Source organism: Bradyrhizobium sp. USDA 4502, from assembly GCF_054063355.1.
In genome coordinates this window covers 3648634-3670401 of sequence record NZ_JBSSGF010000001.1, presented here as the reverse complement: position 1 = coordinate 3670401, position 21768 = coordinate 3648634, and the positions used below count along the sequence as shown (strand labels likewise).

The 21768-nt window shown below is 64.4% G+C and carries 17 protein-coding genes; 11 read left to right on the top strand and 6 right to left on the bottom strand.

Going from position 1 to position 21768, the window contains the following annotated elements; all coding sequences use genetic code 11:
* The first annotated feature begins 28 nt into the window (after positions 1-28).
* Entirely contained in the window at positions 29-409 is a 381-nt protein-coding gene (locus ACVW1B_RS16950) for a winged helix-turn-helix transcriptional regulator (protein ID WP_166205903.1), read from the top strand.
* A 351-nt stretch (positions 410-760) separates the two neighbouring features.
* Here ACVW1B_RS16950 and ACVW1B_RS16945 read toward each other — a convergent pair whose 3' ends face one another.
* Positions 761-2359, bottom strand: coding sequence for an OprO/OprP family phosphate-selective porin (locus ACVW1B_RS16945; protein ID WP_057015490.1), 1599 nt, complete (start codon positions 2357-2359; stop codon positions 761-763).
* Between the two features lie 345 nt (positions 2360-2704).
* On the opposite strand from ACVW1B_RS16945, the gene ACVW1B_RS16940 reads away from it, so the two are divergent.
* Complete coding sequence (locus ACVW1B_RS16940) at positions 2705-4063, top strand: DegQ family serine endoprotease (RefSeq protein ID WP_092090135.1); 1359 nt, start codon at positions 2705-2707, stop codon at positions 4061-4063.
* A complete protein-coding gene (locus tag ACVW1B_RS16935; RefSeq protein WP_141343263.1) occupies positions 4060-5394 on the top strand; it encodes a replication-associated recombination protein A in 1335 nt (444 codons plus the stop codon). Before ACVW1B_RS16940 ends, ACVW1B_RS16935 begins: the two co-directional genes overlap by 4 nt.
* Before the next feature lie 282 nt (positions 5395-5676).
* On the opposite strand, the gene ACVW1B_RS16930 is transcribed toward ACVW1B_RS16935, so the two are convergent.
* Positions 5677-6594 (bottom strand): alpha/beta hydrolase, encoded by a 918-nt coding sequence (locus tag ACVW1B_RS16930; protein ID WP_253608222.1) that lies wholly within the window; start codon positions 6592-6594, stop codon positions 5677-5679.
* 167 nt (positions 6595-6761) lie between these two features.
* Here ACVW1B_RS16930 and ACVW1B_RS16925 point away from each other — a divergent pair, with 167 nt between their 5' ends.
* From ACVW1B_RS16925 to ACVW1B_RS16915, 3 genes are all read left to right on the top strand, one after another.
* Positions 6762-8054 carry an RluA family pseudouridine synthase gene (locus ACVW1B_RS16925; RefSeq protein WP_253608223.1) on the top strand — a complete coding sequence of 431 codons (1293 nt, stop codon included), beginning with the start codon at positions 6762-6764 and terminating at the stop codon, positions 8052-8054.
* Positions 8055-8162: 108 nt separating this feature from the next.
* Positions 8163-9377 carry an amidohydrolase family protein gene (locus ACVW1B_RS16920; RefSeq protein ID WP_456821809.1) on the top strand — a complete coding sequence of 405 codons (1215 nt, stop codon included), beginning with the start codon at positions 8163-8165 and terminating at the stop codon, positions 9375-9377.
* Between the two features lie 88 nt (positions 9378-9465).
* Positions 9466-9768 carry a hypothetical protein gene (locus ACVW1B_RS16915; RefSeq protein WP_225160323.1) on the top strand — a complete coding sequence of 101 codons (303 nt, stop codon included), beginning with the start codon at positions 9466-9468 and terminating at the stop codon, positions 9766-9768.
* Between the two features lie 142 nt (positions 9769-9910).
* Here the strand turns inward: ACVW1B_RS16915 and ACVW1B_RS16910 are convergent, their stop codons facing one another.
* The 3 genes from ACVW1B_RS16910 to ACVW1B_RS16900 form a co-directional block, all read right to left on the bottom strand.
* Positions 9911-12085: an alkaline phosphatase family protein gene (locus ACVW1B_RS16910; RefSeq protein WP_253608225.1), complete on the bottom strand. Its 2175-nt coding sequence runs from the start codon at positions 12083-12085 to the stop codon at positions 9911-9913.
* On the bottom strand, positions 12085-13893 hold the full coding sequence (locus tag ACVW1B_RS16905) for a multicopper oxidase family protein (RefSeq protein ID WP_253608226.1): 1809 nt from the start codon (positions 13891-13893) through the stop codon (positions 12085-12087). The genes ACVW1B_RS16910 and ACVW1B_RS16905 overlap by 1 nt, the downstream gene beginning before the upstream one ends.
* 614 nt (positions 13894-14507) lie before the next feature.
* Positions 14508-14717, bottom strand: coding sequence for a hypothetical protein (locus ACVW1B_RS16900; RefSeq protein WP_038375549.1), 210 nt, complete (start codon positions 14715-14717; stop codon positions 14508-14510).
* Between the two features lie 427 nt (positions 14718-15144).
* Between ACVW1B_RS16900 and glsA the strand changes: the two genes are divergently transcribed.
* The 4 genes from glsA (at position 15145) to ACVW1B_RS16880 (ending at position 20325) form a co-directional block, all read left to right on the top strand.
* Complete coding sequence (glsA, locus tag ACVW1B_RS16895; protein ID WP_168857031.1) at positions 15145-16143, top strand: glutaminase A; 999 nt, start codon at positions 15145-15147, stop codon at positions 16141-16143.
* A gap of 70 nt (positions 16144-16213) precedes the next feature.
* Entirely contained in the window at positions 16214-17866 is a 1653-nt protein-coding gene (locus ACVW1B_RS16890) for an MFS transporter (protein WP_229161319.1), read from the top strand.
* 421 nt (positions 17867-18287) lie between these two features.
* The gene (locus ACVW1B_RS16885; protein ID WP_253608227.1) at positions 18288-18851 is read left to right on the top strand and encodes an HdeD family acid-resistance protein; all 564 of its coding nucleotides are present in this window, start codon (positions 18288-18290) and stop codon (positions 18849-18851) included.
* A gap of 166 nt (positions 18852-19017) precedes the next feature.
* Complete coding sequence (locus ACVW1B_RS16880) at positions 19018-20325, top strand: metal-dependent hydrolase family protein (protein ID WP_309145050.1); 1308 nt, start codon at positions 19018-19020, stop codon at positions 20323-20325.
* 117 nt (positions 20326-20442) lie between these two features.
* On the opposite strand, the gene ACVW1B_RS16875 is transcribed toward ACVW1B_RS16880, so the two are convergent.
* Positions 20443-20898 carry a hypothetical protein gene (locus tag ACVW1B_RS16875; RefSeq protein WP_092090144.1) on the bottom strand — a complete coding sequence of 152 codons (456 nt, stop codon included), beginning with the start codon at positions 20896-20898 and terminating at the stop codon, positions 20443-20445.
* A gap of 70 nt (positions 20899-20968) precedes the next feature.
* Here ACVW1B_RS16875 and ACVW1B_RS16870 point away from each other — a divergent pair, with 70 nt between their 5' ends.
* A complete protein-coding gene (locus tag ACVW1B_RS16870; protein WP_253608229.1) occupies positions 20969-21754 on the top strand; it encodes an ATP12 family chaperone protein in 786 nt (261 codons plus the stop codon).
* The last annotated feature ends 14 nt before the right edge of the window (positions 21755-21768 follow it).

Below are 21768 nucleotides of genomic sequence, written 5' to 3'. Positions count from 1 at the left end.
TGTTTGTATACTATTGGGAAAATACTGGATGAAACGGAAGAATTTCGCGCGCCGGCCGGGCTGCGCGGTCGAGGCGGCGCTCGACCTGATCGACGGCAAGTGGAAGGGCGTGATCCTGTACCACTTGCAGGCCGGCACCCAGCGCTTCGGCGAGTTGCGGCGGCGGATGCCCGGCATCACCCAGCGCATGCTGACCAAGCAGCTGCGCGCGCTCGAGGACGACGGCCTCGTGATCCGCAAGGTCTATGCCGAGGTGCCGCCACGGGTCGAGTACACGCTTTCCGAACTCGGCGAGAGCCTGCGCCCGGTGATCGATATTCTGAAAGCCTGGGGCGAGGGCCATCAGGAGCGGCTGTCCTGCGCGCCGGCGCCGGAGGTTGTTGTGAAGAAGTCGAAGCGCGCGGCCTGAAAGCATGTTCGCGCGACGCGCTCCGCTTCACCTCGCCCCGCGTGCGGGGAGAGGCATAGGCCGCCTACGGCGGCCGTTCTCAAGAACGCCGAAGCGGTGCTTCGGCTATGACGCATCGTCAGATGCGTTCCGGGTGAGGGGGAGCCTCAGCAAGCGCAGCTGCTGCCGAATACGCGGAGAGGGCCCCTCACCCCAACCCTCTCCCCGTAAGAACGGGGAGAGGGAGCGCGGCGCCGTCCTGTCAATATTCGACCGATCTCATTCAGCTAGAAACGCGTGAACCAAACGCTCGATGAAAACGGCCGGAGCGATGCCCCGGCCGTCTATGAGTTGGTCTCAGCTCCGATCAGCTCAGAACGCAACCTGCGTACGCAGCGCGACCGCGTCGAACTTCGAGCCGACGTCCGCAGCCGAGGTCGCCGAGGCCTGCTTGGCGATATCGCCGTGCAGGTAGTTCAGCATGAAGCGGACGTTGTTGTTGACGTACCAGTTCAGCGCGGCGGTGTAGACGGTCTGCCGTCCGCCCGCGATGCCGACCGCCTGCGCGATCTGATCGTTGAGGTCCATCGTGCTGACGCGGCCGGCGATTTCCCAGGCGCCCCAGCCGCCGCCGGCGAGCGAGAATGGATCGTGCGGCTTGATCCCGCTATAGGAGGCCGTCGCCGGATTGTAGGCGTGATTCTCGCCGGTCAGCACGTAGCCGACCTGCGCGTAACCGCCGTCGAACTTCAGGCTCGGCGCGCCGAACGGCGGCAGTCCGGTGTTCGCGGAGCGATCGACATTGAACCAGTAATATTCGCCCTGCGCGATGAACGGGCCATAGGTCGCTGCCGCCTCGACGCCGTACACCTGCGCGCCGGAGACGTTGGCGATCGCACCGGTCGAGATCAGTGTTGTCGGATCGATGCGCAGCTCGGGCCGGTCGCTGAGCGTGAGCGTCTGCGCCTGCGTGAGCTGGTTGCGCGGCGGCTGCACCAGCCATTCCGCATCGGCGCCGATGTGCACCGAATAGTTCTTGCCGCTGATCGGATTGCCGGCGACGCGGATGACGCCGCCATACTGCTCGGACGTGCCGGCCGGCGAGGCGGAGGACGCGGAGTGGATGGCGCCCGACGTCGGTCCGGTGACATAGCCGCCGATCCAGAACTGGTCGTTCCACCAGCGGGTGCCGGCGGCCGAACGGAAGTCACCGGCGGCGATGTTCTGGGCGATGATGCCGACCGAGGCGCGCTCCATGAACAGGATGTCGTTGGAGCTGGTCGCTTCGTCGAGCGTCCACGGCACGTCCATGATGCCGCCTTCGATCGCCATCTTGCCGCCGAACGGCTTGAAGCCGGTGTAGCTCAGATACGCATTCTCGATGCCCGAGGTGCCGCCGCCGGGCAGTGATCCCGGAGCCGCGCCGCCGAAGCCGTCGGACGAGCCGCCGAAATCGTAGATCAGCGAGTAATTCCAGTCGCCGAAGAATTTGCCGACGATGCCGATGCGTGCGCGGCGGACGTTCTCGCCGCTGTCGAGCTTTTGCGGCGAGGTGCCTGCGGTGTTCGGACGATAGTCATAGCCGCCGACATCCCAGTGCACGCGACTCGTGATCGCAACGCAGTTCTGTTCGTCCGCGGTGCAGATCGTCGGCCGGTTGTTCGGCATCGTCACCACGACGCCGGACGGCGCGACCGGGCCCTTCACCGGGATCGCGGCGTTGGCGGTCGCCACCCGCGCGGCCTTGGCATCCGCCGCCTTCGCATTGGCGTTTGCGCTGGCTGCGCTTGCGGTATTGGCGTTGGTCTGCTTCTGCAGTTTGTCGAGCTTCTGCTCGAGCATCTTCAGCTGCTGCTTCAGCAGCGCGATCTCCGCATCGCTGCCGCCTCCGGCCGATTGCGAATAGGCCGGCGAGGCGGCAAGCGCCCCTGCCAGGCCTATGGCGATTGCACTGACTTTTGTTGCACCCATTGTGCACCCCTGTTGTGTTTGAATTCCCCACTCACTCACTGAACGGTCCTAGGAGCGTATCGTGACTGACGCACGACAGTGCTTCCGGGCATCGCAGTTCCGCTTGTGGTCCGCAGGCAACAAGCGGAGCGGCGCAGTGAGATGACAGCCATCATAGAAGCTTGGCGGCGCGCTTCAACGCGGCCGCTGCGGGTTGTGCACCGGTACGGCGGGGGGCCAGTTATCCGGCCGGGCGCCCTTCAATTGCCCGGCGAACACGCCTATATTCCGGCGTTTCCACGAGAGGTGAGAATGCTCCGACCTGTCCGCTTTGCTGCCGTATCCGCTCTGTGCACGTTGGCCTTCATGGGGAATCTTTCCGCAGCCGCGGCCCAGGACCGCCGCGTGCCGTCCTCGCAGGCCGAGCTGCAATTGTCCTATGCGCCGATCGTGCAGCGGGTGCAGCCGGCGGTGGTCAATGTTTACGCCGCCAAGACCGTGCAAAACCGCAATCCATTTCTGGATGACCCGATTTTTCGCCGCTTCTTCGGCGTGCCGGGACAGCAGCCCGAGCAGATGCAGCGCTCGCTCGGCTCCGGCGTGATGGTCGACGGCTCCGGCCTCGTAGTCACAAACAATCACGTGATCGAGGGCGCCGATCAGGTGAAGGTCTCGCTCGCCGACAAGCGCGAATACGAGGCCGAGATCGTGCTGAAGGACAGCCGTACCGACCTCGCGGTGCTGCGCCTGAAGGACACCAACAAGGAGAAGTTCGCGACCCTCGACTTCGCCAATTCCGACCAACTGCAGGTCGGTGACGTCGTGCTCGCGATCGGCAATCCGTTCGGCGTCGGCCAGACCGTGACGCACGGCATCATCTCGGCCCTGGCGCGCACTCAAGTCGGGATCACGGATTATCAATTCTTCATTCAGACCGACGCCGCGATCAATCCCGGCAATTCCGGCGGCGCGCTGGTCGACATGACGGGCCGGCTCGCCGGCATCAACACTGCGATCTTCTCGCGCTCCGGCGGCTCGCAGGGCATCGGCTTTGCGATCCCCGCCAACATGGTGCGCGTCGTGGTGGCCTCCGCCAAGAGCGGCGGCAAGAATGTGAAGCGGCCATGGCTCGGCGCGCGGCTGCAGGCGGTGACGCCGGAGATTGCCGAGACGCTCGGGCTGAAGCTGCCGTCTGGCGCGCTGGTCGCCAACGTCGCGCCGAACAGCCCGGCGGCGAAGGCGGGCCTGAAGCTCTCCGACCTGATCGTCGGGATCGACGGCACGCCGATCGACGATCCCAACGCGTTCGACTACCGCTTCGCGACCCGTCCGCTCGGCGGCAACGCGGAGATCGAGGTGCAGCGCGCCGGCAAGCCGGTGAAGCTCACCATACCGCTGGAGACCGCGCCCGACACCAACCGCGACGAGATCGTGCTGACCGCGCGCTCGCCGTTCCAGGGCGCGAGGGTCGCCAACATCTCGCCGGCGCTGGCCGACGAACTGCATCTCGACGCCGGTGCCGAGGGCGTGGTGGTGACTGATCTCGCCGGTGACGGCACCGCGGCCAATGTCGGCTTCCAGAAGGGCGACATCATCCTCGCGGTCAACAACGAGAAGATCGTGCGGACCAGCGACCTCGAGAAGGCATCGAAGACGGGGACGCGGGTCTGGCGCATCACGCTGGTGCGCGGCGGCCAGCAGATCAACGTGACGCTCGGCGGATGAGCCCCAAGCAACCGCGAGAGGCCGGCAACCTCTTTGCTGCGGCGGGGATGGAGCAGGACGCGCCGCACCCGCTGCCGGACCGGCTGCGTCCGCGCACGCTGGCCGATGTCGTCGGCCAGGATCACATCCTCGGCCCTGACGGCGCGCTGACGCGGATGCTGGAGACGCGCACGCTGGGCTCGCTGGTGTTCTGGGGACCGCCCGGCACCGGCAAGACCACGGTGGCGCGGCTTCTGGCCGACGCCACCGAGCTGCATTTCGAGCAGATCTCCGCGGTGTTCTCCGGCGTCGCCGATCTCAAGAAGGCGTTCGATGCCGCGCGTGCCCGCCGCGAGACCGGCAAGGGCACGCTGCTGTTCGTCGACGAGGTGCATCGTTTCAATCGCGCGCAGCAGGATTCCTTCCTGCCCGTGATGGAGGACGGCACGGTGGTGCTGGTCGGCGCCACCACGGAGAACCCGTCCTTCGAGCTCAACGCGGCGCTTCTGTCGCGCGCCCGCGTGCTGGTGTTTCACTCGCTCGATACGGCGGCGATCGAGAAACTGTTCGCCAATGCCGAGAAGATCGAGGGCAAGCCGCTGCCGCTCGATGCCGAAGCCCGCGCCGTGCTGGTGCGGATGGCCGATGGCGATGGCCGCGCCTCGCTGACATTGGCCGAAGAGGTCTGGCGCGCCGCCCGCAAGGGCGAGGTGTTCAACGCCGAGCAGTTGCAGGCCATCCTGCAACGCCGGGCGCCGATCTACGACAAATCGGCCGACGGCCATTACAATCTGATCTCGGCGCTGCACAAGTCAGTGCGCGGCTCCGATCCGGATGCGGCGCTGTATTATCTCGCGCGCATGTTCGATGCCGGCGAGGATCCGCTGTTCCTGGCGCGGCGCGTGGTGCGCATGGCGGTCGAAGATATCGGCCTTGCCGATCCGCAGGCACTGGCGGTGTGCAACGCCGCCAAGGATGCTTACGATTTCCTCGGCTCGCCGGAGGGTGAGCTCGCGATCGCGCAGGCCGTGGTCTATCTCGCCACCGCGCCGAAATCGAACGCGGTCTACACCGCGTTTGGTGCTGCGATGCAGACCGCAAAGCAGGGCGGCTCGCTGCTGCCGCCGAAGCACATTTTGAATTCGCCGACCAAGCTGATGAAGTCGGAGGGCTACGGCTCCGGCTATCAATATGATCACGACATGCCGGACGCATTCTCCGGCCAGGACTATTTCCCGGAAGCGCTGGGCCGCCAGACCTTCTACGATCCGCCCGACCGCGGCTTCGAACGCGAGATCCGCAAGCGGCTGGATTACTGGCAGCGGCTGCGCAAGGAACGGGGCGGGAGCTAGGGCAAGACGAGATTGGGCCGTGGCCGCGAATAACGCACGTTCCCGTTTCCACCTGCGGCGTGAAAGCGTCAGTTGCGGAGGCTCGCCAATGCCATATGCAACACCTTCAGGCGAGGAATACTTACGTAACTTCGGAATATTAGAAATATATTCCTGATTTGCCCGACGTGTCAAGTTGCTTGGTGCCACGCCGATCGCCGCCGGCTCCTTTGCATGGGGTTGTTCTCGATATTTTGCCAGCGCCCGCTGCAACGGCCCATAACCTCATATTGCGCTGGCGCGTCACTTGACGCTCTTCACGAACTCCAAAATCTCGTCCGTCAGCCGCGTGTCCGGCGTGTTGATCGCATAGACCTCCGACATGTGGCTGTGCTGCGGCAGCATGAAGCTGCGGGCGCAGCCGCTCGGCCGCTTGCAGCTGGCCTGCTTCATGAGCTCGAACTGCTCGACGAAGCGCGGCGGATCGAGCTCGGCCGCGGTGATTAGGAACGGGATCGGGCTCGCGACCAGCCCTTGCAGCGAGGAGCGTTCGGCATAGCGCGAGGGATCGGAGCCGTAATAGGCGAGCTCTGCGTCACCGGCCGGCGAGGCCGTCAGATCATAGATGCCCGACACCATGATCGCGCCGGCAAGCCCGCCGCCCTTCACCTTGTGGAATTCGCCATGGGAGACATAGCTCGCGACATGGATCGCGCCGGCCGATTGGCCCATCAGGAAGATGCGCCTGGGCTCGCCGCCGCGGGAGGCGATGTTTTCCGCAACCCACTGCACGATCGCACCGATGTCCTCCGGGCCTGCCGGCCACGGAAAGGCCGGCGCCAGGCGATAGGTGGCATTGACGCCGACGAAGCCGTTCTTCACCGCCCACAGCATGATGTTGTCGTAGAACGGGCTGCCGGGCGCGCGCTTGTTGCCGGCAATGAGTCCGCCGCCATGGATGTAGATCAGCACGGGCCGTGCCGGCGCCGCCGTCTCCGGCGTGAACACGTCGAGCAGATGGCGGTCGGCGGAGCCGTATTTGAGGTCGCGCTCGACCTTGACGCCCTGATAGGGCTCCTTCTGTTGCAGCGGCGCGTAGAGTGCAGCGGTCTTGGGTGGGTCGATGACGCGGCCGAGTTCCAGGAGCTTCCAGGCCAGATCTTCCGGCATCGCGGCTTCGGGCATCGGGCTTTGCTGGGCGAGCGCAGGGTCCGTGAGCATCAGGGCCGCCGCCAAAGCCGATATCGCCAGTCTCATTCCAGGGCCCCCGTCGATTGCCGTATGCGGCCGAACATGGCCGATGTTGCACCGGATTCACACCGATTTCGCCGTGACGATTCGCGGCATTTGCGCTAGGCACAATGCAGGTCTGGAGCCGAAAAATCACCATGAGCCGCCGCATCAAGAGAACTACATCGCCGGGCGACCGCGCCAAAGGGCGCGACAAGGGCCGCGACCGGGACCGCGCCGGCGATCGCGGCAAGGATCGTGGTAAGGATCGTGGCAAGAGCGGATCGGCGGAGCGCACCCGCAAGCCGGACGATCGCAAGTTCGGTGAGCGCAAGTCTGGAGAGCGTCCGTTCGCGCATCGTGCGGCCGGAAAGCCGCCGCGCTTTGCCGAGTCGCGTCGCGACCGGCAGGAGCGGGCTGAGCCCGCCGCTACGAAGCCCGCGGCCGAGCAGCCGCTGCCGACCAAGGTGCAGACCGTCGTCGTCACCGCCGACGAGAACGGCATGCGCGTCGACCGTTTCCTCGAGGCACGCTTTCCCGGCCTGTCGTTCTCCCACATCCAGCGCATCGTCCGGAAGGGCGAACTCAGGGTCAACGGCAAGCGCGCCGATTCCAAGGACCGGCTGGAGGAGGGCCAGAGCGTGCGCATCCCGCCGCTGCGGCTCGATACGCCGAAGACATCAGGCACGCTCTCCGAGGCCGAGGCGAAGACGCTGCAGGCGCTGAAGGACATGACGCTGTACGAGGACGACGACGTGCTGGTGCTGAACAAGCCGGCCGGTCTCGCCGTGCAGGGCGGCTCCGGCATGACGCGCCATGTCGACCAGATGCTCGAGGTGATGCGCGACGCCAAGGGGCAGAAGCCGCGGCTGGTGCATCGGCTCGACCGGGAGACCTCGGGCTGCCTTCTGGTCGCCAAGACGCGTTTCGCCGCCACGCATCTCACCGGCGCATTCCGCCATCGCTCCGCGCGCAAGATCTACTGGGCGCTGGTCGCCGGCGTGCCGAAGCCGAAGCAGGGCCGCATCTCGACCTATCTCGCCAAGGAGGAGAGCGAGGAGGACAGCATCATGCGGATCGCGGAGCATGGTGACGAGGGCGCGAGCCACGCCGTGACCTATTATGCCGTGGTCGAGACCTCGGCGACCAAGCTCGCCTGGGTCTCGCTCAAGCCGGTGACCGGCCGCACCCATCAATTGCGCGCCCACATGGCGCATATCGATCACGCGATCGTCGGTGATCCCAAATATTTCAACAAGGAGAACTGGCAGCTGCCCGGTGGCCTGCAGAACCGGTTGCATCTGCTTGCCCGCCGCATCGTGATTCCGCACCCGAGGGGCGGCGTGATCGATGCCACCGCGCCGCTGCCGCCGCACATGCTGCAATCCTGGAATCTGCTCGGGCTCGAGGCCGACCGCTTCGACCCGATCGAGAACGCGCCCGAGGAGTGACGGACGGGCGCCGATATCCGGCGCGGACAGCAACAACGATCAAACGGCTCCGCGCTTTGCGGCTATCTTCGCGCGCCGGCCTTTGCCGGCCTGCAACGGAGACTCTCCATGATCGGCACCTGGCTGCGCGTCACGCTTTTCCTGATCGGCTCGGCTGTCGCCTCGATGACGGCGCAGGCCGAGACCATCGTGCTCCGCGGCGGCACGCTCTACGCATCGGCCGATGCGCAGGCGCTGCCGGATGCGGTGATCGTGATGAGCGACGGCGTCATCAGCGCGGTCGGCAAGTCCGGCGACATCCAGGCGCCGCCGGATGCCCGCGTGATCGATTGCAGCGGCAAGACCATCGTCGCCGGCTTCTGGAACAGCCATGTCCATTTCACGCAAAAAGTCTGGCGCAATTGCGGCGCAGCGCCGGCCGCGGCGCTGACGCAGCACATGCAGGAGATGCTGACGCGCTGGGGTTTTACCACGGTCTGGGATCTCGGCTCCGATCCGAGCGACACGTTGCCGCTGCGCAAGCGCATCGTCGCGGGCGAAGTCGCCGGCCCCAACATCCTGCTCGCCGGCAACATCTTCCCGAAGGGCGGGCACCCCGTCTACATCCCGCGCGAAGTGCAGCTTCCCGAAGTTGCAACGCCGGAGGAGGCAACGAAATGGGCGCGCGACTGGCTCGGCATGGGTGAGGACGGTATCAAACTGTTCACCGGCGCGTTCATGGGGGACAAGCCCGTCGTCAACATGGACCCTGCAATCGCCAAGGCGGCTGTCGACGTCGCGCATGCGCAGGGCAGGCCGGTGTTCGCACATCCGCAGAACAAGGTCGGCGTCGAGACGGTGATCGAGTCCGGCGTCGACGTGCTCGCGCACACCACGCCCGGCGAACCCAGCTACACCGCGGATCAGCTGGCGCGGTTCAAGGCACAGGGGACTGCGCTCGTTCCCACACTGTCGCTGTTCACCACGGTGGTGCTCGATCAGAATGTCACCAACCGTCTGGTGGCTTCGACCGTCAACCAGCTCAAGCAATTTTCGGAGAATGGCGGCACGGTGCTGTTCGGCACCGATGTCGGTTTCACCACGCTGTACGACACCACGCAGGAATTTCAGCTGATGCACCGCGTGTTGTCGGAGCGGCAGGTGCTGGCCTCGCTGACGACCAATCCGGCGCGGTTCTTCAAGGCCGCGAAGAAGGGACGGGTCGAGCAGGGCTTCGACGCCGATCTCGTGGTGCTCGACGGCGATCCGCTCGGCGACGTCGGCAATCTTGCGAAAGTGAGCAGCACGATCCGTGCCGGTCACGTGATCTACCAGAAGCCGTAACGATGGCGGGGAACTCGCATTTCGGGGGCAGCATTGACGCTTGGTGCGTTCACTTGAACCGTTGCTGCCGCGTCACGACATATAGGCTATGAAGCGATCCCTGATTGTTGCCGGCATTCTGCTCTGGGCCATCGGCGCGGCAAGCGCGCAAATTCTTGCGCCCGGCCGCTCGACGTGGGATCCGCCGGTCCCTCAGCCTCCGCCTCCGCCGCGGATCGAGGTGCCGGCGATCCCCAGGATGGACGCGCCGACGCAGCCGAGCCTGCGTTCGCGGCCGCGCAGCTCGTTCGGCGACCGCGTCAGCCGGTGCCTCGACGAGGCCGCCGCCGCCGGCCTGAACCAGGCCGAGCGTGCAGCCTATTCGCGATCCTGCGCCAACCACCGCGATTAGAACCTCGACAGCGGAATAGGGCGGCACCCGATGCCGCTTGGACCGATATCGGTCCTGATCCGAACATCTGACATCCTGCTTGGCGCAAAATGAAATCCGCCGGCCTTTGGGCCGGCGGATTGTTGTGTGGCGAGGTACGTCTTCAGTGGTTCCAGTTGCCGCCCTGATCGTTGCCGTCACCATGATGATGGCCGCCACCGTCGAAGTCGAAGAAGTCGAACAGGTCGCTGATCGCCGGGCTGTTGACCGGAACATAGGGATTGCCGGGTGTCGCAACCGGGTTCGGGAAGTTGTCGCGGCTGCGATGCGTGATCGGCTGCAGGTCCCAGTTCCGCTCGATGAATTTGATGATCGAGACGTGATCGGAATATTCATGCGAGATATGGCCCTGCCGCGCGAACGGCGACACCACGATCAGCGGAATACGCGTGCCGTCGCCGAAGTAATCGAGCGGCTGCACATAGCCTGAGTCGAAGTAGCCGCCGCCTTCGTCGAAGGTGATGAAGATCGCGGTGTCCTTGGCGTAGTCGGAGCCCTCGACCTGGTCGACGATCTTCTTCACGAAGCCCTCAAACAGGTTGAGCTTGGACGACGCCGGGTGGCCGTCGGTGAAGCCGCTCGGCTTGACGATGGAGACCGCCGGCAGCGCGTGCTTGGAGAGGTCGGAGTACAGATCAACCGAGTCCTTGATATGGGCTGCGACCTGCTCCGGGTGCGTCATGATCGAGGTGTCGTACTGGAACGGATTGCAGATGTTGCAGTACTCGTCGGCGTTCGGTCCGGCTACGCCCCAGTTGAGCTGGTAGGGGTCGTTGACGTAGTTGTTCCACTGGTCGCCGTAATACTTCCAGGAGATGTTGCGCTCGTTCAGGCTGTCGCCGATGCTCTTGCGGGTCGACGGCGGGATCGTGAACGGCGTGTTGGAGGGATTGGTGTCGGTGTAGGCGTTCTTGCCGTTGCCGAAATAGCCCGGGTTGTAGTTGTTCAAGAGATAATAGTGGCCAGGTTCGCAATTCGGATTGATCCGGAGTCCCTTCAGATAGTCGAGGATCGGCTTGACGCCGGGCTGGCCCGGATCCGAGCAGTCGCTGTAGGAGCCGCCGCCGGACACCGGATTGGTCTGGTAGGGCGGCGCGAAGCCGCCATTGCCGCCAGCGCCGTAACCGTCCTCGGTGTACCAGTTGTTGGTACCCATGGCCGGATTCGGGTTCTCGATCTGATGCACGATGCCGGCGTCGGGCGTGCCGCCGAACACCTGCACGCCGTTCGGCGGCACGGCGGCGTTGCCGTAGGTGTCGCTGAAGTAAAGCATGTCGGCATGGCCGAACATGATGTGATTGGCACCGGTGCCGCCGTTGACGGACTGGTGGAAGTTGTCGCTCATCGCATATTTCTGCGCGAGCGAGGTGAAGTAGGGCGCGTCACCCTTCTGCACATTGTAGAAGCCGAGCGCGGTCGAACCCTCGCCCGTGGTCGTTGCCGTCGGCGAATAGTCGGTGGAGAAGTTGGAGGGCTGTGCCGCGCCGTTGGCGCCGGCGCCGACGGTGACTTCAACCCAGGCGAACAGATTGTTGCCGCAGCCCGACGGATTGTCGCGGCTGGCCGCCGAGTGGTTGCAGTTCAGCTGCTGCCACATCTGGTAGAAGCGATGCACCGGGCTCGCCGCATAGGCGTCGTAGGGCATGGCATCGTTGTTGGTGAGCTGGAACGGACCGGCCGGCAGCGCGCTGACATTGGTGATGCGCTGGTCGGGGGTCTGCGAGGTTTGGCCGGTGCCGCCGGTCAGCAGATACTGGTAGTATTCGGACGGCAGGCCGGATTCCGACTGCTGCGCCAGCGCCAGCGATGCCTCGCACGTGGTGATCGGCGAGCTGCCGCATTGGTTCGGGATGTAGGAGACCTTGGGGCCGCCGACCAGCGGAGCCGGCAATTGATCCCTGGGGAAGTCCTGCTTCGGCGGGCTCAGCAGGAACGCATCGTTCAGGCCGGTATCGGTCGCGGCCTGCTGATGCGCCTTTTCGAAGTTGGGCCCGGGGATCGCGTTCTTGTTGGCATCGAGCTTGACGATGCCCTGCGACAGCAGGTTGAACACGCTTTCGCCGCGCCGTTCAGGCACGTAGGTCGCGAACACGTGGTCGAAGCTGCGGTTCTCGCCGATGATGACGATCACGTGCTTGATCGGCGACCGCGCCTCGTGTCCACCGTGATGATTCCAATCCTCCGCAAGCACCGGGCCGGCGGTGAACTGGCCTAGCGCAAGCGCGCTGAGGGTAAGGCGGCAACCTTGCAGCCAACGTGACTTGTGCCTGTCGCGCATTAGAGCTCTCCTTTTTGCTGATTGGGCGGCTTGATGGAACTTGCGGCGTCTCGCGGCACGACCTTGATCCGTCCCATCATGCCGCCGTCCTCATGCTCGAGGACGTGGCAGTGGTAGACGAAGGTGCCGACGATGTTGGGATCGCGGAAATCCATGCGCAGGCGCACGCTCGGATATTTCAGCATCCGGCTGTTGTAGTAGGGCACATTGACGGTATCGCGCAGGAACGGCTCGTTGACGGCGACGCCGGACCAGTCGAGCAGCTGGAAGTGAAGCTGATGGATATGGAAATCGTGCAGCTCCATCGAGCGGTTCTCGATGATCCAATCCTCGACGTCGCCCTGCTGCACGGTGATGTCGGGCACGTCAGAATGCGGATCGAACGGCTTCGGCGTCTCGCCGTCGAGGGTCATGAAGAACCTGGTCGGGCTGTTCGGATCGTTCGGGTTCTCCGGCTGCTCGGAGAAGAACAGTTTCCTGACGCGCACCGGGGCGACGTTTCCGAGCCACGGCCGCTCGGAGCGGGGCAGCGGCTCAGCGTGCGCGGCCAGTGCGGCCTGCGGTTCGCTTGCATCGGCTGATGCCGTGATCGCCACCAGCGCGCGGTTGGGGTCGTTTTCGCCGGCGGGCCCGGTGTCGACCGCGCGCGTCACCAGCAAGGCCTGTGCGCCGGCCGGCGGTCCTTCGACGATGAACTCGGCGCGCGAGCCCGGCGGCAGGCCGATATGGTTGACCCATTGCACCGACGGCGATGGGCTGCCGTCGAACTGCAACGGCACGCCATCGAGCCCGACGATGCCGATTTGCTGCGGCGCGCGGCCGACCAGCAGCACGAGGTTGAGATAGGTGATCGCGGACGCGTTCAGCACGCGCCAGAGCTGCCGCTCGCCGGGCTTCATCGTGAGCCTGGCCGGCGGATAGTTCGGATAGGGCACCGGCACGAAATTGACGGAGAGATCCTTCGACGGCTTGCCGAAGCCGGTGCCGGAATTGGCGACGTCGCCATCATTGTCGAGCTGGCTCTTGGTCATAACCGGCTCGAATTTTGACGGCGGCGCGTCGGGACTGACCAGATCCTGGTCGCGGATCACGAGCACGCGCTCGGGCAGGCCGGCGAGCTGTGGATCGGCGCGCTCGATGCCTTCGACGATGATGGCGCCGGAAGCGCCGCCGAGCACCTGCGTCTTGCTGTGGCCGTGCAGATGCGGGTGATACCAATAGAGGCCGGGCGGCGCGTCGCCCGGAATGCGCAGGCGATAGTCGAACGGCGCATCATCAGGCTGGATCGAGGTGTTCAGCACCTCATCCTGGTGGCAGACCGGCGGCACGGTCAGCCCGTGGAAGTGCAGATTGGTCGAGACTGGCGTCATCGCGCCGCTCTCGCAAATGTCTGCCGGCTTTTTCGCCGTGCAGATCGGCGCGCCGGCGAGCGGGCGGTCGATCGCAGGCGTTGCCGTGTCGAGGTCGACGAGGTCGTTCTTGAGATGAATGACCAGCTGATCGCCGGGCCTCACGCGCAGCGTCGGCGACGGTTTGCCGTCCGGCGTCAAATAGCAGTAGCGGCTCGTGCCATCCGGCAGTTTCTGATCGTGGATCGTGAGGCCGGTTTCGAGAACGCCGTCGCGGCTGCGCAATTCCGCCGGCTCCGCGATCGCGCTTCCGGGTTCGGGCCGCGCACACACGTCCTGCTGCATGCGCGGCGCATCCTGCAAGCCCGTCGCGCCGAGCCATGCCGTCATGCCGCTCGCGGCGAGCCCGAGGCAGGCCGCGACGATGACACAACAAACGGTCGAAAGTCGTCGTGCCACGCCGCCCCGCCAATACGCCGCCACAGGCGCGCAAGCGCGCTACCGGCGCCACGCGTGACGTCGGTCCACGTCTTGCGACCGCAAGGGTCGGCAAATGCTTCTGTTTGGTGCCGTGAGGCTAGCGGTGCGTTGTTGCCGGAATCTGGCAGGTTTTTAACACGCAGATGACAGAAACTTGCGGCACTTCGACGCAGAAATGGGCGCGACGTTCAAACCTGCTGAGCGATCAATCGGATGGGCATTCACCGACTGAATTGCGGAGATACGGCGACGCGCAGGCAATCGACGAAAATTTTTTCGGTGTGCCGATCCTGCCACCTGTTCGCGGTCCTGCGCCAACCGTCGGACGACGGCGGGGCATGGTCTGATCGACGCACCGTGTCGATGCACGAGACGTGCGGGCCACGGCAACCGGCGGAACTCGCGTCGTCATTCACGACGGCAGGGCCTCACGTAGTGACGGTCCTGCATTCCCCTCACGAAGGCGAGCAGTCCTCCGAACAAAACGGAGGAAATTGTTATCGCGCCGGTGCGAGTTCGAACGGGCAAGCGGCATCGGCCGGCGAAGGCGCGGCGATCCGGTTCAGGGCTGTCGAAATTGCGAATCTGTCTGGCTATCCAAACGGACCGCTTTGATTTCGTCTCATGATCTTGAGCGTGAGCAGGGCCGCTCCGAGCACAAGAAGCAGGACACCGACGACAATTGTGCTTGTCGATTCGAATGTCACACCGACTGCTGTCAGCAAGCAGCCAACAAGGATAGCAATAAGCCCACCAAGCTTCTTTACCAACAGAAGCTGTCCGTCGCTTGCGCGCGCCACCATGATCAACCTCACTCTGCAAGTGATGCGGTCATTCCACCGTCGCCGCGGGCCGGTGTTGCTTGGACAAGCGGCGGGCTCACATCCGCACACGATGATCGTACTCTCGCGTGCCAATGATGGAAATCGCTCGTTGCTGCCATGATGACTTCTCTTTTGATTCAATTGCGCCGCGGGCGATTGGACAATCTTGCTTACCTAGCCGCGCCGAAACGTCGCATGACTGTATCGAATGTGCATCGCGCAACGGCGCTGCGATTCCGCGATACGCAATGCGTTCAGCGCATTTGTCGTAAAGTGTTCTGGACCAACGCAAGCATTGCAAAGGCTGCGGGAGCGGATCGTTGACTCCGTGGATTTTTGGGCGCCTACTTCTGGTTGCCGACTAGAAGACCTGAAGCAATAAGGTCGAAATCCGGAAGGACAGCCAATGCGGCCGCCTTCGATCGCGGAACAAGCGGAGCGGCCCTACATCTCGACCGGGCACTTGCCCGAACCCGAGATGGTGCAGGAGCTCGTGTCTCAAGCGCATCAGCGCTTCAAGTCGAACAGCGAAGGGACCAATTCGCAGGTTTATCCGGCCCTGGCCAGGGTGCCGAGTGAACTGTTCGGCGTCTGCGTGGCCGGTACCAGCGGACGTGTCTACGGCGCGGGCGATACCGAATACGAATTCTCGATCATGAGTGTATCGAAGCCATTCGTATTCGCATTGGTGTGCGAGGCCATCGGCCCTGAAGAGGCTCGTGCAAAACTGGGCGCGAACGCGACCGGGCTGCCGTTCAATTCACTGGCGGCGATCGAGCATGGAGCCGGGCGCACCAACCCCATGGTGAACGCAGGCGCGATCGCGACCACAAGCCTTGTGCCGGGCTCGAGCGCTGACGAGCAATGGCGGTTCATCCATGACGGTCTCTCGCGCTTCGCGGGCCGCAAGCTTTCGCTCAACGAGGAAGTCTACGCATCGGCATCCAAGACCAATTTTCGCAATCGAAGCATCGCGCGGTTGCTGGAGAGCTACGACCGGATCTACTGCGACGCCAGGCAGGCGACCGATCTCTACACCCGGCAGTGTTCGCTGAATGTGAGCGCCAGGGATCTCGCCGTGATGGGTGCGACGCTGGCCGATGGTGGCGTGAATCCGGTGACCCGGCAGCGGGTGGTCGATGCGGCCGTGTGCCACTATGCATTGGCGGTCATGGTCACTGCCGGACTGTACGAGACGTCGGGCGACTGGCTGTACGACATCGGTCTGCCCGGCAAAAGCGGCATTGGTGGAGGCATCGTCGCGGTGTCTCCGGGAAAGGGTGGTTTCGGCACTTTCGGGCCGCCACTGGATGCGGCCGGCAACAGCGTGCGAGGGCAGCTCGCCGCGAAGTTCCTGTCGCAAAGACTGGGCATGGATCTGTTCGTGTCCCAACCGGACGAGTGAACAAGAGGCACTGAAGATCGGTCGAGCCGTGGCCCGATCGATCGCAACGTCGGGCAGGTTGGAGGACGCGATGGCAACGCAAGCAATCTCGATCGGCGACATTCATCAGGAAGAGCGCGCATCATGGGTGCCCATGGTCGCGATTGCGTTCGGCCAGATGATCATGTCGTTCAACGTCGCGTCGTTGCCGGTTGCGATGGGGGGAATGGTGGCCAGCTTCGGCGTGCCGCCGACCACCGTCGCGACTGGAATCGTGGCTTACTCGATGCTTGTCGCCGGGTTCGTGATGCTTGGCGCCAAGCTCGCCCAAAGGTTCGGGGCGGTGCAGGTATTTCGTGCCGCCGTCGTGCTTTTCCTGATAGCGCAGATTGCGATGACGTTCAGCCCCACGGCCTCCGTCATGATTTCCGCTCAGGCGCTTTGCGGCGCTGCGGGCGCGGTGATCGTGCCCTCGCTCGTCGCGCTGATTGCCGAGAATTATGCCGGACGCCAGCAGGCGACGGCCCTTGGCGCGCTTGGCTCGGCGCGGGCTGCCGCCGGCGTGCTGGCATTTGTCGTCGGCGGGTTGCTCGGCACCTATATCGGCTGGCGCCCCGCGTTTGGAGTTCTCATCGTTGCCTCGGCGATCGCTTTCGCTCTGAGTTTCCGCCTGCGGCCGGACCGCGGTCGCGCGGATGTCCAGATCGACCTGATCGGGGTCGCTCTTGCCGCGAGCGCGATCATCTTCATCAGCTTCGGATTCAATAATCTGAACAGTTGGGGCGTGATCCTGGCGACCGCTAACGCGCCATTCGAATTGCTGGGCGTCTCGCCGGCGCCGGTCCTGATCGTGCTTGGCATTGTGCTCGGGCAGGCATTCCTGATGTGGACCCATCGCCAGCAGGCCGCGGGGAGGACGCCTTTGCTGGCGTTGGAGGTGATCGATTCACCGGAGGAGAGGAGCGCCGTCTACGCGCTATTCGCGGTCGTGGCGCTCGAGGCCGCGCTGAACTTCACGGTGCCGCTCTACATCCAGATCGTGCAGGGACGTTCACCAATCGCGACGGCGATCGCGATGATGCCCTTCAATCTGACCGTTTTCCTCTCGGCGATGATGATCGTCAATCTCTACGACAAGCTGACGCCTCGCCAGATCGGACGCTTCGGCTTTGGCCTCTGTACCGTCGCGTTGCTGTGGCTCGCGTTCGTCGTGCGCAACGACTGGAGCGAGATTCCCGTTCTGCTCGGACTGGTGCTGTTCGGCATCGGCCAGGGCTCGCTGGTGACATTGCTGTTCAACGTTCTGGTCACGGCCTCACCCAAGGCATTGGCCGGGGACGTCGGGTCGTTGCGCGGAACCACACAGAATCTGGCGGCCGCAGTCGGCACCGCGGTCGCCGGAGCTCTTCTGGTCGGTCTTTTGAGCACGATCGCGCTCGGCAGGATTGCGGCCAGTCCGGTGCTGACCAAGGAGCTTCAGAGCCAGGTTGATCTCGGCAACATCACTTTCGTCAGCAATGACCGGCTGCGCAGCGTACTCGAAGGCACGAGCGGTACGCCACAGCAGGTCGAGGAAGCCGTCCGGGTCAACACCGAAGCGCGCCTGCGCGCTTTGAAGATCGGGTTGCTGATCATGGCCGGCCTCGCACTGCTTGCGGTCATTCCCGCGGGACGGCTGCCGAATTATCGGCCAGGCGAAATACCGGACGACGGAGCGACCGGCGAGCGCGAGCGATCGACCTGATCGGATGTCGGGCGCCGCGGGGCAAGAAGGTCTCTGCAAGAACGAGGTGCCAGATATGGATGAACTCGATCGTCGCATCGTGCTCAGGAAAATGCTCGGCGGCGTCGCAGCCGTTGGTCTCGGAACCGGCTTGCTGACGCAGGCGGCCAAGGCGCTGCCACTCGTCCCTGAAGATGCCCTCGTCGCGAAGACGGGTGGTCCCGTGCGGCCGCTTCATATGGTCGTCGCCCGACCACCACCGCGCCCGCGTCCTCCGCCACCGCGCCGCCGCTGGCATCGCCGGCGCCGCTGGGTCTGTTGGTGGCACAGAGGTCGCCGCCGCTGTGGATGGCGCTGGTGAGGGCAGGCACAAGCTCCGGCAGCTCGAGTGGCCCGGTTGCGCGCGACCGGGCCATGGCTGCCTGGGATCAAGGAGGACGACATGGCTACCTATGAGAACAGTTCCACGATGCTCCGCGGCCTGCCTGGCCCGCCCTTATGGGTCTGCGTGCTGCTGGGCCTCGTTATGATCGCCGCGGGCCTTCTGGTCCTGGGAGATGTCGTGCTTTTCACCGTGATCAGCGCCATCTTTATCGGCTGGACGGCCATTGTTGCCGGCGGGTTCGAAATCCTGCACGCCTTCTGGACCAAGGGCTGGGGTGGATTCGTGTGGCAGCTTGTGCTGGGGGTGCTCTACCTTGCCTGCGGAATCGTTCTGCTCAGTCAACCGGTGGCGAGCGCGCTGCTCCTGACCTATGCCCTCGGTCTCATGCTTTTAGTCTCCGGGATTGTGCGCATGCTGGTCGGCATCGGCCATTGGCAGCAGTCCGGCTGGATCATGCTCGCATCCGGGCTGTTTGGCGTTCTGGCCGGCCTCGTCATTCTGACGGGATTTCCGGCGACCGGGCTGTGGGTGCTCGGGCTGCTGCTGGGGATCGATCTGCTGTCTCATGGCATCGGATGGCTGACTTACGCTTTACAGCCTGCCGCCAGAGCGGCTCAATAGGCCGTCGATCCTCCAGGGAGCAGCAGAACTCTCATTAATCGTCTGAAATCAAGTCGGCTCCTCGCGAGATCAATGACGGTCTCGCGCGATGAGCCATCGGCGGAGAGTGGACATGTCAGGTTTGAGGAAGGGCGTGAGAGTTTCGGCGCTGGTTGCGTCGATTGTGATGAGCCTCATCGCCTTGCTGCCAGCGCAAGCTCAGCAGGATGGTGGCGTACTGTTTCAGAACGTGCGCATTTTCGACGGCAGGAATGGCGCGCTGTCCGGGCCGTCCAATGTGCTGATCCGGAACAACAAGATCGAGAAAATTTCGACTGGGCCGATTGCGGCCGACGCTCAGGTGATTGCCGGCGACGGACGGGTGCTGATGCCCGGGCTGATCGACGCGCACTGGCATGCATTGCTGGTACGCCCGACGCCGGCGGCCGTGATGGCCAGCGACATCGGTTACATCAATCTTCTTGCGGCCGCCGAGGCAACGGCCACCCTCATGCGTGGCTTCACCACCATTCGCGACATGGGCGGGCCGGCCTTTTCCCTCAAGCGGGCGATCGACGAAGGTCTCGTCGTCGGTCCCCGCATCTACCCATCCGGTGCCATGATCACCATCACCGGCGGCCATGGCGACTTCCGGCCGCTGTCCGATCTGCCCAGAACAATCGGCGGCATGCTCAGCCGCATGGAGAGGATAGGCGGCGCCATGGTCGCGGACAGCCCGGATGAAGTTCGCGTGCGCGCGCGCGAGCAGCTCATGCAAGGGGCTACGCAGGTCAAGCTCACGGCGGGCGGTGGGGTGGCGTCGCCGTTCAGCCCGCTCGATGTGTCCACGTTCACTGAACCGGAGTTGCGCGCCGCGGTCGAGGCTGCGGAGAACTGGGGTACTTATGCCGTCGTACACGCCTACACGCCGGTCGCGATCCAGCGATCGATCGCAGCGGGGGTCAAGTGTATCGAGCATGGTCATTTGATGGACGACGCGTCGGCCCGCCTGATGGCCGAGAAGGGAATTTGGCTGAGCACCCAGCCCTTCCTCGATATGTCGGGCGCCAGCGCCCTTGGACCTGCGGAGCAGGACAAGATGCGGCAGGTTGTTGCCGGCACCGACCGGGTCTACGGCTTTGCCAAGAAGTACAAGTTGAAGACGGCCTTCGGTACCGACGTTTTGTTCTCGAAGGCACTCGCCGACCGGCAAGGCGCCATGCTGTCAGCCCTCACGCGATGGTACACGCCGGCTGAGGCGCTCATCATGGCGACATCGACGAATGCAGAATTGCTCGGTCTGTCCGGGCTTCGAAATCCATATCCAGGCAAGCTGGGCGTGGTGGAGGAAGGCGCGTTCGCCGACCTTCTGCTGGTCGATGGCAATCCAATCGACAACATCAAGCTGATCGAGGATCCGGCGAAGAACTTCTTGGTCATCATGAAAGATGGGAAGGTCTACAAGAATCTTCTTGGTGGTGACCGGAACAGGTAGGCGGACATGATCACGAGGCGGGCCAAGCGGCAGCGTCCAAGCATAAGCTTGTAGCCGATATGGCTGCCGACTTTTGGCCGGTGGAGCAGCGATCGCCGGAAGGGCAAGGGCAGTCTCCTACCGCCGAAACTGCGTCAGAAACGTCCGCAAGGAATCGTGCGGGCTCTCGACATCCGAAATCACCCAGCCGTCGGGACCGTTGACGACGATGAAGTTGAGCGTGACGGCGCGGCCTTCATTGTCGAATGTCACCGTCACGTCGGTCTTGTCGAACTGCCGGCGCGGGATTGCGATCGAGATCGGGCCGAGCCGCCAGGTCGGGCTCTGCACCAGAAAATCGTAGGGCGCATCGTGCAGCGCGGTCCAGGCACCGCGCAGGGTGGGATCGAAGAATCGGCGAGCCGTTTCCTCGTCGCGCGGCAGGCCGTTGGAATATTCGGCGCTGCCTCGCCCATAATGGGCGTAGACGTTGCGGATCAGGGATTCCGGCGAACGGAACCCGGCACAGGCTGTGGCGGCGGCGAAAACCGCCGCAACCAGCGAAAAACCCGCAAGGAATTTGCCGCGTCCCATCAGCTTTATTTGCCGTTGCCCCTGACATATCTTGCAGGGAAATCCCTTTGAACGAAAGCTACCCGGCGCGATGCGCGAACTTTTCGACGATGTCCCAGAACAATCTCCGTTCGATCCGCAGGAGGCGGTGCGGCGCCACATCCGCACGCCCCAGCGCAAGCGGTTCTACACCAGCGCCGGCGTCGCCGAGGCCGATGGCGGATTTTCGATCACCCTCGACGGCAAGCCGATCCGCACGCCGTCCGGCAAGCCGATCGCGGTGCCGACGCGGGCCATTGCGGACGCGGTTGCGGCGGAATGGAATGCGCAGGGCGAGACCATCGATCCCATGACCATGCCGCTGACGCGGCTTGCCAACAGCGTGATCGAGGGGGTGATCGATCGCGTCGACGAGGTCGCCGACGATGCGGCCAAGTTCCTCGGCAGCGACCTCTTGTTCTATCGCGCCGGCCATCCCGAGACGCTGGTGGCGCGCGAGGCCCAACACTGGGATCCGATCCTGTTCTGGGCCGCCGACGCGCTCGGCGCCCATTTCGTGATGGCCGAGGGGGTGATGCATGTCGGCCAGCCCGAGCCTGCGATCAAGGCGGCGCGGGCGGCGTTCCCGACCGACCCATGGTCGGTCGCGGCGCTCCATGTGGTGACGACGCTGACCGGCTCGGCGCTGCTGGCGCTGGCGCTGGCGCATGGCGTCCGCGACGAGGACCAGGTCTGGGCCGCCGCCCATGTCGACGAGGACTGGAACATCGAGAAATGGGGCGTCGACGAGGAGGTCGCCGCCCGCCGCGCCGCCCGCCAGCTCGATTTCAAGGCCGCCGCCGGCGTGCTCAGGGAGCTCAAGCCGGCCGCCGGTTAACGAGGGGTTTACGG

What these genes read in the sequence shown, in the direction of transcription:
- ACVW1B_RS16950 (WP_166205903.1), top strand. Translation starts at nt 29, where the DNA reads ATGAAACGGAAGAATTTCGCGCGCCGGCCGGGCTGCGCGGTCGAGGCG.
- ACVW1B_RS16945 (WP_057015490.1), bottom strand. Translation starts at nt 2,359, where the DNA reads ATGGGTGCAACAAAAGTCAGTGCAATCGCCATAGGCCTGGCAGGGGCG.
- ACVW1B_RS16940 (WP_092090135.1), top strand. Translation starts at nt 2,705, where the DNA reads ATGGGGAATCTTTCCGCAGCCGCGGCCCAGGACCGCCGCGTGCCGTCC.
- ACVW1B_RS16935 (WP_141343263.1), top strand. Translation starts at nt 4,060, where the DNA reads ATGAGCCCCAAGCAACCGCGAGAGGCCGGCAACCTCTTTGCTGCGGCG.
- ACVW1B_RS16930 (WP_253608222.1), bottom strand. Translation starts at nt 6,594, where the DNA reads ATGCTCACGGACCCTGCGCTCGCCCAGCAAAGCCCGATGCCCGAAGCC.
- ACVW1B_RS16925 (WP_253608223.1), top strand. Translation starts at nt 6,762, where the DNA reads ATGAGCCGCCGCATCAAGAGAACTACATCGCCGGGCGACCGCGCCAAA.
- ACVW1B_RS16920 (WP_456821809.1), top strand. Translation starts at nt 8,163, where the DNA reads ATGATCGGCACCTGGCTGCGCGTCACGCTTTTCCTGATCGGCTCGGCT.
- ACVW1B_RS16915 (WP_225160323.1), top strand. Translation starts at nt 9,466, where the DNA reads ATGAAGCGATCCCTGATTGTTGCCGGCATTCTGCTCTGGGCCATCGGC.
- ACVW1B_RS16910 (WP_253608225.1), bottom strand. Translation starts at nt 12,085, where the DNA reads ATGCGCGACAGGCACAAGTCACGTTGGCTGCAAGGTTGCCGCCTTACC.
- ACVW1B_RS16900 (WP_038375549.1), bottom strand. Translation starts at nt 14,717, where the DNA reads ATGGTGGCGCGCGCAAGCGACGGACAGCTTCTGTTGGTAAAGAAGCTT.
- glsA (WP_168857031.1), top strand. Translation starts at nt 15,145, where the DNA reads ATGCGGCCGCCTTCGATCGCGGAACAAGCGGAGCGGCCCTACATCTCG.
- ACVW1B_RS16890 (WP_229161319.1), top strand. Translation starts at nt 16,214, where the DNA reads ATGGCAACGCAAGCAATCTCGATCGGCGACATTCATCAGGAAGAGCGC.
- ACVW1B_RS16885 (WP_253608227.1), top strand. Translation starts at nt 18,288, where the DNA reads ATGGCTACCTATGAGAACAGTTCCACGATGCTCCGCGGCCTGCCTGGC.
- ACVW1B_RS16880 (WP_309145050.1), top strand. Translation starts at nt 19,018, where the DNA reads ATGAGCCTCATCGCCTTGCTGCCAGCGCAAGCTCAGCAGGATGGTGGC.
- ACVW1B_RS16875 (WP_092090144.1), bottom strand. Translation starts at nt 20,898, where the DNA reads ATGGGACGCGGCAAATTCCTTGCGGGTTTTTCGCTGGTTGCGGCGGTT.
- ACVW1B_RS16870 (WP_253608229.1), top strand. Translation starts at nt 20,969, where the DNA reads ATGCGCGAACTTTTCGACGATGTCCCAGAACAATCTCCGTTCGATCCG.